At 64.3% G+C, this 15,774-nt stretch carries 15 protein-coding genes; all 15 read right to left on the bottom strand.

Going from position 1 to position 15,774, the window contains the following annotated elements:
* The gene (locus tag LY284_RS30160) at positions 1-906 is read right to left on the bottom strand and encodes an alpha/beta fold hydrolase (RefSeq protein WP_233389801.1); all 906 of its coding nucleotides are present in this window, start codon (positions 904-906) and stop codon (positions 1-3) included.
* 11 nt (positions 907-917) lie between these two features.
* Positions 918-2,663 carry an alkyl sulfatase dimerization domain-containing protein gene (locus tag LY284_RS30165; RefSeq protein WP_233389803.1) on the bottom strand — a complete coding sequence of 582 codons (1,746 nt, stop codon included), beginning with the start codon at positions 2,661-2,663 and terminating at the stop codon, positions 918-920.
* A gap of 49 nt (positions 2,664-2,712) precedes the next feature.
* A complete protein-coding gene (locus LY284_RS30170; protein ID WP_233389805.1) occupies positions 2,713-3,468 on the bottom strand; it encodes an SDR family oxidoreductase in 756 nt (251 codons plus the stop codon).
* 13 nt (positions 3,469-3,481) lie between these two features.
* Positions 3,482-5,173, bottom strand: a complete 1,692-nt coding sequence (locus LY284_RS30175; RefSeq protein WP_233389806.1) for an alkyl sulfatase dimerization domain-containing protein — start codon at positions 5,171-5,173, stop codon at positions 3,482-3,484.
* A gap of 45 nt (positions 5,174-5,218) precedes the next feature.
* On the bottom strand, positions 5,219-6,523 hold the full coding sequence (locus LY284_RS30180) for an MFS transporter (protein WP_233389808.1): 1,305 nt from the start codon (positions 6,521-6,523) through the stop codon (positions 5,219-5,221).
* A 67-nt stretch (positions 6,524-6,590) separates the two neighbouring features.
* On the bottom strand, positions 6,591-7,637 hold the full coding sequence (locus LY284_RS30185; protein WP_233389810.1) for an alcohol dehydrogenase catalytic domain-containing protein: 1,047 nt from the start codon (positions 7,635-7,637) through the stop codon (positions 6,591-6,593).
* Between the two features lie 31 nt (positions 7,638-7,668).
* Positions 7,669-8,379, bottom strand: a complete 711-nt coding sequence (locus LY284_RS30190; protein WP_233389812.1) for an SDR family NAD(P)-dependent oxidoreductase — start codon at positions 8,377-8,379, stop codon at positions 7,669-7,671.
* 36 nt (positions 8,380-8,415) lie between these two features.
* Entirely contained in the window at positions 8,416-8,925 is a 510-nt protein-coding gene (locus LY284_RS30195) for a 2,4'-dihydroxyacetophenone dioxygenase family protein (RefSeq protein WP_233389814.1), read from the bottom strand.
* 121 nt (positions 8,926-9,046) lie between these two features.
* Complete coding sequence (locus tag LY284_RS30200) at positions 9,047-9,820, bottom strand: enoyl-CoA hydratase-related protein (protein WP_233389816.1); 774 nt, start codon at positions 9,818-9,820, stop codon at positions 9,047-9,049.
* Between the two features lie 58 nt (positions 9,821-9,878).
* Positions 9,879-11,432 carry a long-chain fatty acid--CoA ligase gene (locus LY284_RS30205; RefSeq protein ID WP_233389817.1) on the bottom strand — a complete coding sequence of 518 codons (1,554 nt, stop codon included), beginning with the start codon at positions 11,430-11,432 and terminating at the stop codon, positions 9,879-9,881.
* A 139-nt stretch (positions 11,433-11,571) separates the two neighbouring features.
* Positions 11,572-12,393: an SDR family NAD(P)-dependent oxidoreductase gene (locus tag LY284_RS30210; protein ID WP_014252635.1), complete on the bottom strand. Its 822-nt coding sequence runs from the start codon at positions 12,391-12,393 to the stop codon at positions 11,572-11,574.
* A 33-nt stretch (positions 12,394-12,426) separates the two neighbouring features.
* Positions 12,427-12,843, bottom strand: coding sequence for a MaoC family dehydratase (locus LY284_RS30215; protein ID WP_014252634.1), 417 nt, complete (start codon positions 12,841-12,843; stop codon positions 12,427-12,429).
* 14 nt (positions 12,844-12,857) lie between these two features.
* Positions 12,858-13,292, bottom strand: a complete 435-nt coding sequence (locus LY284_RS30220) for a MaoC family dehydratase N-terminal domain-containing protein (RefSeq protein WP_233389820.1) — start codon at positions 13,290-13,292, stop codon at positions 12,858-12,860.
* A gap of 5 nt (positions 13,293-13,297) precedes the next feature.
* Positions 13,298-14,482, bottom strand: coding sequence for a lipid-transfer protein (locus tag LY284_RS30225; protein ID WP_233389821.1), 1,185 nt, complete (start codon positions 14,480-14,482; stop codon positions 13,298-13,300).
* A gap of 39 nt (positions 14,483-14,521) precedes the next feature.
* The gene (locus LY284_RS30230; RefSeq protein WP_077161083.1) at positions 14,522-15,661 is read right to left on the bottom strand and encodes an acyl-CoA dehydrogenase family protein; all 1,140 of its coding nucleotides are present in this window, start codon (positions 15,659-15,661) and stop codon (positions 14,522-14,524) included.
* Positions 15,662-15,774 lie beyond the last annotated feature (113 nt).

Raw genomic sequence — 15,774 nt, forward strand, 5'->3', positions numbered from 1 at the left:
TCACTCTTCTTCAGAAACCGTTTCGATCGATTCGATGAACTTCGCCATTGACGCGCTCACGCGCCCGCCCTGTTCGTGGATGATCCAGTGCGTGGCTTCGGGAATGCGTTCGACGCGGACATCGGAGAAGAACGAATCGAGCTCTTCGACGCAACCCGTCAGCAGATAACGGTCCTGTTCGCCCCAGATGAAGAGCGTCGGCACGCTGACGCGATAGCGTGCATCGTCGGCATACGATTTCTCTGCGCCGCGCGCTTGCGTCGCGCGATAGTAGCCGAGACCCGCGCGCAGCGAGCCCGGCGTGGACCACGAACGTGTGTAGAGATCACGCAGCGAATCGTCGAGCCACGCGGGCGACGCGCCCGTGCGCGGGTCCACGCCGAGTCCGGTGCGCAGCGTGGCGAAACCGTGCGCGCTGATGGCGGCTTCGGCGCCCTCACTCAGAAAGAGGTTGATATAGGCGCTCGCAGCGCGTTGCAGCGGATTGCGCGCGAGCTCGCGAAGAAAGATACCCGGATGCGTGGTGTTGATCATCACGAGCCCATGCAGACGTTCCGGATGCGCAATGGCGAAAGAGCACGCGATCGCGCCGCCCCAGTCGTGCCCGGCGAGAATGCACTTGCGCTGGCCGAGATGATCGAGCAGCGCGAGCAGATCGCTGACCATGTTCGAGACGCGATAGCCGGAAACATTGTCCGGTCCGGCGGATTCGTTGATGCCGCGCGTGTCGGGCGCAACGACGTAATACTGCTCGCCGAGCGACTCCATCACGCCGCGCCATGCGAACCAGCCTTCGGGAAAGCCGTGCACGCATAGCAGCATCGGCTTGTCGGGCTGGCCGCAGGTCGCGTAATGAAACTTGAATCCGTTGAGCGTAGCGTAGTGATGTTCGATTTTCGATGACATGGGAAGGCCTTTTATCGTTCCGACGACACGGCAGATGACGCGAGCGTCAATGCGTTTTCGATTTTGGAAATCAACGTTTCGTTGCCGCTCACGCGAACGTCGCCGGCTTCGATGGCCTCGGTCAGGCCGGTCTCGCGCAGGCTCAGGCGAGCCATCGTTCGCGCATCGAGCGAGAAGGTGACGTCGGCGTGCGCGGGCGCATCGCTGCGGAATTCGGCGACAGACGGACGCAGCAGGAGACCGCACTCGCCGTGACCGTCGAAGCGAAAGGCCACGTTCGCCCGCAAAGCCGCCGCGGCGTTCGCATCTACACGCTGTTCGAGCAGCTTCACCTGTTCCTGCGGCGGCCGCTGCATGAGCGAATCGACGCTCGGCGCACCGAAGAACGAATGCGGCGACGGGATGTGCCAGTCGGTCTTGCCTTCGAGGTGCAGCGCTTCGGTCAGCATGAAGTTGCGCGTCTGAATGCCGGTGCGGGTGCTCTGCGCCATTGCGCGCAGCGCGTCGGCCTTCAACTGTCTGGCGGCCTGATTGCCCGGCTCCGCCGCCATCAGCAGGCTCGCGAGGCTCGCGGCCAGATTGTATTTACGCTGGTCCATCGCGGTGCGCGCGCGGTCGAGAAAAGCGCTCGCGCCGCCGAAGCCTTCGACGAGCACGCCGCCCAGTTCGCCGCGCGCGGGCGGATGAAGATCCGCGCCGTCTTCGCTATACCAGCCCACCAGCCCGCGATAGATGCCGCGAATGCCGTACTCCCAGTCCACATAGCCGGGATACAACACAGGATCGTTTAGCAGATGTTCGGGCAGACGAATGCTCGCGACCATCTCGTCCGGCGTCATGCCGCGATTGATCGCGCGCAGGCACTGATTCCAGATGAACGCGTAGGCGTCCCGATGCGCGGTGAGCGCCGCCTGCGCGCTCGCGCGATCGAGATACGGATTGCCGTGTACGGGAACCACATAGGTGTAGTCGAGATCGCGCAGCAGGTCGAGCGCGGCGATCAGTTCATCCGGGGTGCGGAAGAAATCGCCGCGCAGCGTGTACATGGGATACGCCATCGGCGCGAGCGCGGAATTCGCGACCACCGCATCGAGGTCCGGGAATTCGATCGCGAGCGAATCGCGCGTATCGCCGATGATGTGATGAAAGCGCATGCTCACGCCATCGACCGTGATCGACTCGCCATCCGCGACGGCATGCGTGACCGCCAACGGCGCGAAGGCATTCAGGTGCGGATCGTCGAAAGATTTCTCGCCTTTGCCGAGACGCGCGTCCGGGCCGCGATCGGGCAGGTAAGCGCCGAACTGAATGCCGATGCGCCTGAGCTGCATCGGGCCGAGCATGTTCGACGTGGTGGCGGCCAGTTGTTCCGTCTGCGGATGCGCGAACACCTGGACATCTTCGATGCGTTCGCCGTCGAGCAGTCCCGCCGCGCCGCCGATGTAATGATGGTGCGAATAGATGAGCGCCTTCACAGGCTTGTCGCTGAAGCCGCGAATGATCGCGCGCAGATCGCGTCCGTGGCCGAACTTCGTGCCCGTCTCGATGACGATCAGCCCCGTCAGCCCTTCGACCACGATGCAGTTGACGCTGTGATAGCCGGTAATGACGCGAAGGCCCTCGCATACCTGATGAACCTGCATCCTCGACTGCGTCTTTGCGGCAAAGCGCAGAAAATCGCCATTGACGATCGCGCCGTTCGGCGCGGCCATCTTGTTGTGATCCTGACCGCCGCGATAAAAGGCTTCGCTGTTCACGCTTGTGTCCTCATGTGTGTTGGTAGATGGGGCTCCCTCGCGCCTGAATTCATCCGGCTCGGCGCATGAGGCTGAAGCTTTGCGCTGTCGGGCCGACGAGCGGTTGTGTCGCGAGGAACATCGCGAGCGGCACGACGTCTTCCGGCTCTTTCATCCACTCGCCGGGCGGAAACGCGACTTTGCCGAAGCCCGTCATTTCAGTTCTGACCGGGCCCGGAATCAGTTCATTGACGCTGATGTTCGCGTCCTGTACTTCGAGCGCGATGGTCTGCGTGAGCATCCACAAGGCGAGCTTCGATGTGGCGTAAGCGGAAAGCCCCGGCATCGGGCGATGGCGCGAACCCGATCCCGTCATGATGATCTTGCCCCCGCCGCGCTTTCGCAGGGGCGCAATGGCCGCGCGCGCCGTGTGCAGCGCGCCGTAGAGGTTGACCTCGAACGTGCGCTTCCACGCGTCGAGATTCGCGGTTTCGATCGGGCCGCCGGGCGTGCCGAGGCCTGCATTCGCGAGCACGATATCGACGCCGCCGAAATGCTCGACGGTTTGCGCATACATCGCTTCGACGTTCGCGTAGTCGGTCACGTCGACAGGGCATGCGAGCGCTTTGCCGCCGCGCGCCTCGATGGACCGCACGACGGCATCGAGTTCCTCGCTGCTGCGCGCGGCGACCACGACGGCCGCGCCCGCTTCCGCGTAGGCGTGCGCGATCGCGCGCCCGATGCCGCGTCCGCCGCCGGTGATCACTGCGACATTGCCGGCGAGCGGGGCCGCACCGTTGTCTGGTGCAAATGAAGTAGTGTTCAAGATGCCCTCCATGTCATGCGCGAAGCGCGTCGAACGTCGCGAGCACCGCGCAGGCGGCGCTTGCATCGCCTGCGAGTTGCAGCGCTTCCTCGCGCAGCAGTGTTTGCAGCGACGACGGACTCACGAAAAGCTGCGCGAAGGTCTTGCCGTCGAGCGTCAGAATGAAATCGGCATGGCGCGAGAGTTCGTGCGGCCGTGCGATGAATTCGGCGACGCCGCGGCGCACGTGCAGCGCAACGGAAGGGCGCGCGCCGTCGATGAAATCGAAGCGCATGATCGCGTCGATATGCTGCGCCTGAACCGGATTCACGCGCACGCGCAAATGATCGACATAGGTCGCGGGATCGGCGGCGATCTGACGCTTCGAAGGCGGCACGAGACGCGGCAGATCGATCTTGCCTTCCAGCGCAAGCGCCTGGCTCAGCATGAAGCCGCGCGCGATGCTCGCAGTCGTCGCCTGCGCGCTGCTGCGCAGAAGGCTTGCCTTGAGCTGGCGAAGTTCGGCGTCGTCCGGCGCGAGCTTCAGCGGATAGTTGAGCAATTCGAGCGCCCAGGCGTAGTCGCCTTGCGCACGCGCCTCGTGAACGGCGTCGAGCACGCGCGCCCGGCCGCCGAGCAGCGTCGTCATGCGCCCGGCGATATCCGCGGGCGCAAGGCGTTCGAGCGTCGCGGCGTCGCCATCCCACCAGCCAAGCGCGTGATTCATGATGTAGGGCGCGTGCCAGTCGAGGCGGCCATAGGCTTCGAATAGCCACGGCTCTTCCTTGAGATGCCGAGGCAGTTCGATGAAGCCGCGCAGCTCGTCAGGCCCCTTGCCCGCGAGCACGCCGCGCAAGGTCTGATCGAGCACCAGCATCGTGAAATCGAGGTAATTGCGCAGCGTGCGTTCGATCTCGGCCGCGCCGGTGATCGAGCGCGCATGCTGGCTGATGAGATACGCGGGTTCGAGCGCGAGCAGGTGCCGGAGCGCTTCCGACCACACGCGCGGATCGCGAAACTTCGCGCCGCGGGGTGTATAGAAGTTCGGCTGCCACGGCCACAGAATGTTGTTCAGCGCCACTTTCTGATCGGGCAGCCAGACGGTCACGCAGTCGTCGGTGTCGGAGCCGCCTTCGGTGAAGAACTGCATGCGCACGCCGGCGATCGTGAGCATCTCCCCATGCGCGACCGGCGTATTCACCGGTACGAAACCCGTCGGCCCGTGTTCGATCACGAAGCCATATTGCGCGTCGTCGCCCGAATGGGGCAGCAGGGCTTGCGCATGTTGCATGGCGCGCGCGTGCTGGAGCGGCTGAATCTCGGGAAAATAGCTTCCGAGCGCGGCCACGCGCATGTTTTCGTTGAGGCGAGCATGGCCGATGACCGCCACGTTGTCCTCGCCTTCGAGGATCGCGCGCGCACCCAGCGCGTAATGCGTGTGACTGTAGATGATCGCCTTGATCGGCTTCGTGCTGATGCGGCGGATCGCTTCACGATACTGCCTGCCGTGTTCGAGATGCTCGCCGGATTCCCACACGATGAGACCGTCGTCGCCGACGATGACCGCCGCGTTCAGCGCCGTGCCCGGCAGCACCCAGACGCGATCGGTCAACTCGTAGGGCGTAGTGTCCTGGTGCCTGACGAGCCGTTCGTTTTCGAGCACGCTACGATTGACGAGCGCGCCATTGACCGCGGACACGGCTTGATGAGCGGCGGGGTTCTTCATGCGATGCGTACCTGTGAAGTGTGAGTGAGCGAAGGCGTCGGGGGATTACACCGAGCGCGAAACGCCGAGCGCCGAAAGTCTTTCGCGAGCGCGTTCCGGATGCAGATAACGCATGCTCAGCGCGGCGGACAACAGCAACAAGCCCGCACCGATAACGAAAGCCGTTTCATAGCCGGCGATGTTATTGCCGCCGTTCGCCTGAATGAACCGTCCCGCGACGGCGGGCGCGATGGCCCCGGCTGACGTGACGAGCGCCGCGTACACCGAGAGCAGCGCGGTGCGCTGACGTTCATGCGCGAGTTCGCCGAGGATCGCCGGCGCGAGCGCGAAGCAGATGGTGGCGAGACCATTGCCCACGGCGAAGAGCGTGAGCTTGAGCCCGGCGGGCATCGCGACGAAATGCTGCAGCAGAAGCAACACGCCGCCCGTGATGAAAGCTCCGTTGATGATCTGCACGCGCGCCTGACGGCTCGACGCGCCCCGCGCTTGCAAGCGCTGCGAATACCAGCTCAGAAAGAGCGTGTACGGCATCGTGAAGAGAATCACCAGGGCAAAGATCCGCCCGGCGGTGACGTGATCGAAGCCGTAGCCTTTTTCGAGGTAGGCGGGCAGCCACGTCAGCATCAGTCCCGACGACCAGTAAGCGGAAAAGCCGAGCAGGATGACGATCAGCACAGGCGGCGAAAGCAGCAGCTTGCGGTACGGCAGCAACGTCTGGTGTGCGGCATCGGTGCGCGAAATCATGTGAGCCGGCGCCGCGAACGCGGGCGGATCGCGGCGTTCCGCGAAGATGAGCCAGAGCACGCACCATACCGCGCCGATCACGGCGAGCAGCACGAAGTTCATGCGCCATCCCCAGTTGCGCGACACGACGGGAATGATCAGCCCGACTATGATCAGCCCGATGACCGCGCCCTGGTTCAGGATCGCGACGGGCAGGCCGCGTTTGGCGTCGGGAAACCACTTGAACAGCTCATGCATCGAAAGCGGCGCGCTGGGCCCTTCGGCCGCGCCGAGCAACACACGGCAAACCAGGATCGTGAGCGGCGCGGTGGCGTAGACGAGCGGCAATTGCAGCAGCGCCCAGCTTGCCGCCATCACCAACAGAATCCAGCGCGTCTGAAAGCGGTTCGCAAAAAATCCGACGACGATGCTCGAAAGCGAAAACAGCCAGAAGATGCTGCCCGCCAGCACGCCGAACTGGGCGGAGGTCAGCTTCAATTCGTCCATGAGCGGCACCGCCACCATGCCGAGGGAAATCTTGTCGATGAAATTGATGAGCGCGAGGCTAGTCAGTAGCGCGGACACGCGCCATGCGGTGCGTGACGGGTATTCGGTCGATGTATTCATGATCTCGGACGGGTATCTCGCGTGGCGTAGGTTGACGAAGCAAAAAGGGCAGGGCGAGGGCGCGCCCTCATGCAGCCGATGCCTGATTTCGGATCATGACTTTGCAGTGCGTGTTCGGTTTCTTGAGCGCTTCGAAGGTGGCCGGAACCTCGTCGAGACCGATCACCGACGAAATGAACGGCGTCGCGCGGATGCGCCCGTCCGCCAGCATGCGCAGTGAAAATTCGAAGTCCTCACGTTCGTAGGTAAATGCGAAACTTACGCGCAGCCGTTTGATCGTCGCGCTCAGCACCGACACCTTTTCGGGTTCGAGGCACGCGCCCGCGATCACGAGATGCGCCTTCGGCGGCGCCATGTTGATGAGCTTCTGCAAGATCGGCCGGCCGACGCATTCGAAGATGAACATCGGCGGGCGGCCGGTCGCGCGGCGTAGCTCGGCGACCGGGTCCGCGACATTCGACGCGTCGATGAGTATTGCCGCGCCCGCGTCGCGTGCGCGCGCGAGCCGCTCGGGCACGAGATCGCTGATTGCGATGTCGCCCGCGCCGAAAAAGCGCGCCCACGTCGCGATGGCCAGCCCGATCACGCCCGCGCCGACGATCAGCACGTCCGCGCCCGGCGGCACCTTCGCCATCTTGTACGCGTTGAGCGCGACGGCGAACGGCTCGATCATCGCCGCTTCGTCGTAGCTCATGGTGTCGGGGATCTTCATCGCCATGACGGCCTGGCATGAGGCGTATTCCGCGTACGCGCCCGGCAATGCGGGGTTGAAGCCCTGCGTTGCGGGGGCTTCGCACGACGCCTGACGTCCGTCGCGGCACGGCGCGCATGTGCCGCACGCGCGCAAGGGCAGCGCCACGATCCGGTCGCCCGTGCGCCAGTCCGCGCCCGCGTCCGCGCCGACTTCGACGACTTCCCCGGCGAACTCGTGGCCCAGCACGGAGCCTTCGCGCAACATGCCGGGCGTCTGCGCGGCGTGCAGATCGGACCCGCAGATGCCGCAGGCATGAACTCTGACCGTGAGGCTGTCCGCGGCGGGGGCGGGAACGGGCAGTTCCGCCAGCCTGAGCGGCTTGTCGATACTTTCAAAGGCGATGACTTTCATGATCGGCATGAGGTGAATGATTGACGCGTGCGCAACGCGATCAGGCCGCCGAATAACCGCCGTCGACGGGAAGGGTGATACCGGTGATGAGGCGCGCAGCAGGGGAAGCGAGGAACACCGCGGCGCCGGCCACTTCGTCCGGCTCGGCCCATCGGCCGATGGGAATGCGGCTCAGCGTGTTCTCGAAAAACGCCTTGTTGTCGCGCGCCGCGCGTGTCAGGGCCGTGTCGATCCAGCCCGGCGCGATGGCGTTGACGCGAATGCCATCGGCGGCGAAGCGCAGCGCGAGCGAACGCGTCAGCGCGACGACGCCCGCCTTGGCCGCGCCATACGCGGGCGTCATCGGCGAGCCGAAGAACGAATACATCGAGGCGATGTTGATCACGCAACCCGCGCTCGCCTTCAGATGCGGGTGAAACGCGTTGACGAGCCGCAGGCCGCCCACGAGATGCACGTCCAGGACGTCGGCGAAGATATCCGGTTCGTATTCGCCGGGGCTTGCGCGGCCCGCGCAATGAATCAGGACATCGAGCGTATCGATGCGCGCAGCGAGCGCTTCGACGGCGGTGTCATCGCGCACGTCGAGCGGTTCGTGGCGAATGCGCGCATCGGCGTTTGCGGGCGGCGCGGCGAGATCGGCGACGATCACCTGCGCGCCGTGCTCGAGAAAGGCGCGGGCGAATGCACCGCCGATGCCGCCCGTCCCGCCGGTGATCAGCACGCGTTTTCCGGCTACGTTGAAATCAGGCACTTCAGACTCCGGTGGTTCGGGAGGCAGACTCGGGAATTACATCGCGGTCGAACGCGCGCCCAGGGCGCGAATGTAGTTCAGCGGCGACATGCCGCGGTCTTTGGCGGCCTTGTTGATCATCGCCTCGATGAAGCCCGCATCGGCGATGTTGATGAAGTTGCCTTCGTCGTCGAAGTTGATATTCGCGCCTTGAATGACCATGAACATGTCGGTCATCTCGTTGTTGCTGGCGGGCGTGGTGAATTGATGGATCGAGCCGCCCGGTTCGTAGAGATAGCTGCCGGCGGTTTGCGGCTGATGCGGATACTGCGTGTAGTTCCACTGGCCCGCCATCGTGAACAGATGCACGGTGCCCGTATGGAAATGATTCGGCAGCAAGACGCCCGGCGCGAGACGCGCGCGCAGCACCCAGGTGCCGTTTTGCGCATCGAAGAAAAGCGGGCAGACGTCAGAGCCGCGATGCGGAAAATCCTTGACCCACGGCTCCTTGCTGGAGTCGATGGTGAACAGATCTTTATCCTGCTTGTGATGCGTGGGCAATGCCATTCTTATCTCCTACGAGTCGAGGTTCGGCGCACGGTGGCCGACTCAGTCACGATACCCGCCGGCATCGCCCGCAACAATCGACCTACCTTACGCGGGGGGCGGATTAACCCTTACGGCGCGTTCAGCTTCCCTTGAAAGAGGGCGTACGGCGTTGCGCGAAGGCGCTGAGTGCTTCGCGCGCGTCGTCGGTCCGGTAGGCGCGCGCCTGCAGCGACGCTTCCAGTTCCAACTGGTGCGCGAGGTCCTGGTCGAGGCTGACGTTGAGCGCCGCCTTGGTCAGCGCATACGCGGTGGTCGGCATGCTCGCGAGATGGTGCGCGAGCTTCATGCTTTCGGCGGCGAGGGCGTCGTCATCGAAGACCTTCCAGACGAGGCCCATGCGCTCGGCCTCCGATGCGTCGATCTTCTCGCCGAGGATGGCGAGCGCGCGCGCACGCATCTCGCCCGCCTGACGCGGCAGGAAATAGGTGCTGCCCGCATCGGGAATGAGGCCGATCTTCGTGAACGCCTGCAGGAAGGTCGCGGAACGCGCCGCCAGAACGATGTCCCCTGCGAGGGCGAGACTCATGCCAGCACCGGCCGCCACGCCATTCACCGCGACGATCACGGGCTTGGGCATGTTCCGCATAGCGAGCACGAGCGGATGAAGAAAGTCTCGCAACAGGCTGCCTGGATCGTTACCTTCGCTGCATCCGCGCAAGTCGGCCCCGGCGCAGAAACCCCGCCCCGCGCCGGTGACGACGACGGCGCGCACCGCACGATCCTCCGACGCGCGCACGAAGGCCTCGCCCAACGCGGCGAGCAGCGGCCGGTCGAGCGCGTTGAGCACCTCGGGCCGGTTCATCGTCACGGTACAGACGCCAGCGTCCGCGTGGTAGTTCACGAGGTCATTCATTTGGAATCCTATTGAAATAACCAGCGCGAAAGCGCACGGCCCGAAGGCCGCGCGCGCGTTAGTTCACAGCGCGAGACTTGTTTTCCCAGTAGGGCGTGCGCAGGTTGCGCTTGAGGATCTTGCCCGCTGCCGACATCGGCAGCTCGGTGCGAAACTCGATGCTCTTCGGACACTTGTAGCCCGCGATATGCTCGCGGCAGTGAAGGCGCAGATCGTTTTCGCTCAACGTCGACTGCGGCTTCAGCACGACGACGGCGTGCACCGCCTCGCCCCAAATCTCGTGCGGAATGCCGATGACCGCGCACATCGCGACGGCCGGATGGCGCGCGATCGCGTTCTCCACTTCCGCCGAATAGACGTTTTCCCCGCCGCTGACGATCATGTCCTTGATGCGATCGACGATGAACACGTAGCCGTCCGCATCCATGTAAGCGCCGTCGCCGGTATGCAGCCATCCGCCGCGTAACGTCTGCGCGGTTTCTTCGGGCTTGTTCCAGTAGCCCTGCATCACCGTCGGGCCGCGCACGATGATTTCGCCGACCGTTCCGCGCGGCACTTCGTTATCCTCGCCGTCGACGATTTTGATTTCGGTGCCGCAGATCGAGCGCCCCGCCGACGTATGCAAGCCCTTCTTGCGGGCCGCTTCATGATGATTTTCGGCGGGGTTCGACGATACGATCATCCCTTCGGTCAGGCCATACGAGTGATTGAACTCGACGTTGGGCAGCATGGCGATGGTCTTCTCCAGCACGGCCGCCGTCATCGGCGATGCGCCGTATGCGACACGTTGCAGGCTCGACAAATCACGGCGCTGGAAGTCGGGGTGAGAGATCGTCGCCTGAATCATGATAGGCACGAGCGCGATGTCCGTGATGCGCTCGCGCTCGATCGTCTCCAGCACTTCGGCGGGCTGGAACATCGGAATGATGACGTTCATGTCGCCGCGGATGAACTGCAACAGCGCGCGCGTCATCGCGGCGATGTGAAAGAAGGGCGCGCTGTGCAGCGTCTTCCCGTTCGGAATCGGCGGAGCGTCGACGAGGCGGTTGACGCATCCCGTCCACAGGTTCCGGTGGCTCAGCATGACGCCCTTGGGCGAACCCGTCGTGCCGCCGGTGTACATGATGGCCGCGAGGTCTTCGTAACCGCGCCGCATGTCTTCGACCGGCGCATGGCTCGCGATCAGGCTTTCGAACGACAGCATGCCGGCGGGCGCTTCGCCGTCGCCTGCATAGATCAGCTTCGGCGGGCAGGCGGCGGACTCGCGAATCGAGGCCGCGAGGTGCGCGTAGTGTTCGTCGACGATAAGAATGCGCGTATTGCAGTCGTCGAGCGAATAGACGATCTCGGGCACGCTCCAGCGGATATTGACCGGATTCAGCACGCCGCCGCCCCACCAGACCGCCATCATGTACTCGAAGTAACGGTCGGAGTTGAGCGCGAGCATACCTACGCGGCTGTCCGGCTGCATGCCCAACGCCTGCAACGCGTGAGCAAGACGTGCGACGCGATCGCAGAACGCGCGATAAGTGCGCGTGCGGCCGCGAAAACTCGTGACGAGCTGATCGGGTGTCTGCTGCAGCGCGCGGTGAAGGCAATTGGTGAGGTACACGCTCGTCTCCTTACTTTTATCTGTTCTGCGCGCGGGCAGTGCGGCCGTGCCTCGCGCGTTGTGCCGCGTGCGGCGTGCATCGCTTCGGGCATCCGCGAACAATTAAGCGGATGCCCGAAGCGTCATGCGCCGCGCCTTCTTACTGGATGTTACCCGCGACCGCGACCGTCTGGCCAGTGATGTAGTTCGACTCGGGCGAGCAGAACAAGTACACGCCGCCGGCCGCTTCTTCGGGCGTGCCGCCGCGTCCCATCGGATTGCGTTGCGCGTGCGCCTTGAGCATGTCCGCGTTCAGGCCGACGCGAATGTCGCGGCCGTCGATCTTCACGGACTGCGCCGCTTCCGTGCTGACCGTCATGCGCGTATGGATCAGCCCGAACGCCACGCAATTCACGTTGACGTTGAAGCGGCCCCACTCGCGCGCCAGCGCACGCGTCATGCCGATGATGCCCGCCTTCGCCGACGAGTAGTTCATCTGGCCCGCGTTGCCGTTGAGCGCCGACGTGGACGACACGTTGACGATCTTGCGATAGATCTCGCGGCCGGCTTCCTTATCGGCGGCGGCGAGCGCCTTGATGTGCGGATACGCCGCGCGCAGGATGCGGAACGGTGCAGTCATATGGCAGTCGATCACCGCATACCATTGCTCGTCGGTCATCTTCTGCACGACGTCGTCCCACGTGAAACCGGCGTTGTTCACGATGATGTCGATGCCGCCATACGTTTTCATCGCCGTGTTGATGAAGCGGTCCGCGAAATCCGCCGCGGCCACGTTGCCGACACACGCCACCGCATCCACGCCTTGCTTCTTAAGCAGTTCGACGGTCTCCTGCGCCGGTTCCTCGTCGAGATCGTTGATGACGAGGCGCGCGCCTTCGCTCGCGAGCTTCTGCGCGATCGCGCGTCCGATGCCGCGGCCGGAGCCGGTGACCAATGCTACTTTTCCGTCGAGTTTCTTCATGGTGTCGAGTCTCCAGACTTCAATGAATGGGGGTTAAAGGGCAACGACCGCGTCGCCGAGGATGCGCGGCTCGCCATACTGATTCGCCGTCTGGATTTCGAGCCTGATGCGCTTTTCGCCTTCCGCTTCGAATTTCTCGACGACTTTGCCGGTGCACGTGATCTGATGCCCGAGTTGCGTGATGCCGACGAAGCGCACGCCGAACTGGCGCAACTGACGCTGTTCCACCCACTGCGTGAGCAGGCGTCCGAGATAGGCCATCGACAGCATGCCGTGCGCGAAGACATCGGGCATGCCGGCGCGGCGCACATAGTCGAGATCGATATGCACGGCGTTGTGATCGCCCGACGCGCCCGCGAACAGCGCGAGCGTCGTGCGGTTGATCGCGGGCAGGGCCAGCGCGGGCAGCGTGTCGCCCACGTTGACGGTGTCGAAGGTGAGGGTGCTCATCTGCATGCTCCGGATTAACGCTGAACGATGATGCTGCGCAGATCGGCGACATGCTCGCCGCGCTGATTGGTGACCTTCGTGTCGCGAACCACGAAGGTCAGCGCGCCGCCCTTCTTCTCGTAGATGTCGCTGATGCGGCTCTCGAACTGCAGCACGTCGCCCGCGTAAGCCATGCGGTGATATGTGAACGACTGCTCGCCGTGCAGAATGCGCGACACGACGAGGCCGAGTTCGTCGCGCCAGGCCGAGGACGGCTGCTCGAATTCCAGCGAGAACAGAAACGTGGGCGGCAGCGGCAGCGTGGGATGGCCCGCGTCGCGCGCGGCGGATTCGTCGAAGTAGACCGGATCGGTTTCGCCGATCGCCTTGGCGAAGAAACGCAGACGCCAAGCGTCCGCGCTCGCCCTGAAAACCGGCAACTGCTTGCCGATATTGGCTTTATCGATCATGACGGTCACGCCGATTGATACAGCGTCGTCACGCATGCGCCGCCGAGCCCGACGTTGTGCGCGAGCGCCACCTTTGCATCCTTCACCTGACGGTCGCCCGCCGTGTGACGCAACTGATGCGTGAGCTCGTAGCACTGCGCGAGACCGGTCGCGCCGAGCGGATGACCCTTCGAAAGCAGGCCGCCCGACGGGTTCACGACCCACTTGCCGCCATACGTGTTGTCGCCGTCGTTGACGAGCTTTTCGGCTTCGCCTTCGCCGCACAGGCCCAGACCTTCGTACGTGATCAGCTCGTTCTGCGCGAAGCAGTCGTGCAGTTCGATCACGTCGATGTCCTTCGGGCCCACGCCGGCCTGCTCGTACACCTTCTGCGCGCCCGTGCGCGTCATGTCGAAGCCGACGACGCGGATCATGTCGCGCGCATCGTAGGTGCTCGGCAGGTCGGTGGTGAGCGACTGACCGGCGATCAGCACGTCGGTGCGCAGGCCGCGTTTGCGCGCGAACGCTTCCGACACGATGATGGCCGCCGCGCCGCCGCAGGTCGGCGGGCACGCCATGAGGCGCGTGATGACGCCGTCCCAGAGCATCGGCGCATCCATCACGTCCTGCACGCTCAGCACGTTGCGGAACAGCGCGAGCGGATTGCGCGCGGCGTGCTGGCTCGCCTTCGCGCGGATCTTCGCGAACGTTTCGAGCTTGGTGCCGTATTTCTGCATGTGCGCCAGACCCGCGCCACTGAACTGGCGGATGGCGGGAGGCAGATCTTCGTGCCCGACCGTTTCGTTCACGAGCAGATGCGCGCGTTCGAGGGCCGCCGCGCGGTCGGGCCAGTTCGAAGTCAGCGCGCCCGGCTTCATGAACTCGAAACCCACCGCCAGCGCGCAGTCCACTTCGCCGCTTTGCACCGCCTGACGCGCGAGGAAGAGGGCGGACGAGCCCGTCGCGCAGTTGTTGTTGACGTTGATGATCGGAATGCCCGTCATGCCGACGCGATACAGCGCCTTCTGACCGCACGTCGAATCGCCATAGACGTAGCCGGCATAGGCCTGCTGCACGTCGGCGTACTCGATGCCGGCGTCGGCCAGCGCTTCGCGGATCGCGTTGCCGCCCATCACGTCATACGTGTCGCTGGTGCCCGGCTTCTTGAAGGGAATCATGCCGACCCCGGCGACGAAGACTTTGCGGCTCATGTGCGTTGCTCCTGTTGACTTCGATTGATGGATGTGGAATCACAGCTTGCGCGCGATGAGATCGCGCATGACTTCGCTGGTGCCGCCATAGATGCGGTTCACGCGGGAATCGGCGAACGCGCGGGCGACCGGATACTCCAGCATGTAGCCGTAGCCGCCATGCAGTTGCACCATGTCGTCCAGCGCCTTGCCGAGGCTTTCGGTCGCGAAGAGTTTGACGATGGCCGCCTCTTCGAGCGTGAGGCGGCGGCGCACGTGCTCGCTCAGGTAGTGATCGACCATGAGCCGCACCGCGACGGCCTGCGCCTTGATGTCGGCGAGCTTGAAGCGCGTGTTCTGGAAATCCCACACGGTCTGGTTGAAGGCCTTGCGCTCCTTCACGTAGTTGATGGTGTGTTCCAGACACGCTTCGAGCTTCGCGGCCGCGCCGATCGCGATGCTCAGGCGTTCCTGCGGCAACTCGCCCATCAGGTACATGAAGCCCTTGCCTTCTTCGCCGAGACGGTTGCTGACGGGCACGCGCACGTCGTCGAAGAAGAGCTCGGCGGTGTCCTGCGCATGCATGCCCACCTTCTCGAGCTTGCGGCCGCGGCGAAAACCGGGCCGGTCCGCTTCGACCACGATCAGGCTCACGCCCTTCGAACCCGCCGCCGGGTCCGTCTTGCAGATCACGATGACGAGATCCGCCGTGAGCCCGTTGCTGATGAAGGTCTTGCTGCCGTTGATGACGTATTCGTCGCCGTCGCGCACGGCGGTGGCGCGCACGGCCTTGAGGTCGCTGCCGGTGCCGGGCTCGGTCATCGCGATCGCGAGGATGGCTTCGCCCGAGCACACTTTGGGCAGCCATTTCCGCTTCTGCGCTTCGTCGCCCAGACGCGCGAGGTAGGGCGCGATGATGTCGGAATGCACGCTGAAGCCGAGCCCGCTCAGGCCCGCGCGGTTCACTTCCTCGTTGAGCACCGCCGCGTGGCCGAAATCGCCGCCGCCGCCGCCATATTCGCTCGGCAGCGTGACGCACAGAAGACCTTCGCGGCCGGCCTTGAGCCAGGTCTCGCGATCGACGCGGCCCGCCTTGTCCCACTCCGCCTGTCTCGGCACGCATTCGCGCTCGAAGAAGCGGCGGGCCGTGGTGCGAAGCATTTCATGATCGTCGCGAAGAACGGTGCGGTTGATGTGCATGTGTTATGTCCTGAAACATGAAGGATGAAATCCTGACCGCCGTGCTTGCCTTCGACGAAGCGACGAAGCGACGAAGCGATAGTGCGCGGCCGGGCCATCGCCGTCGGATCGTG

The sequence above is a fragment of the Caballeronia sp. PC1 genome (assembly GCF_021353155.1).
In the GTDB taxonomy this organism is placed as follows: domain Bacteria; phylum Pseudomonadota; class Gammaproteobacteria; order Burkholderiales; family Burkholderiaceae; genus Caballeronia; species Caballeronia cordobensis.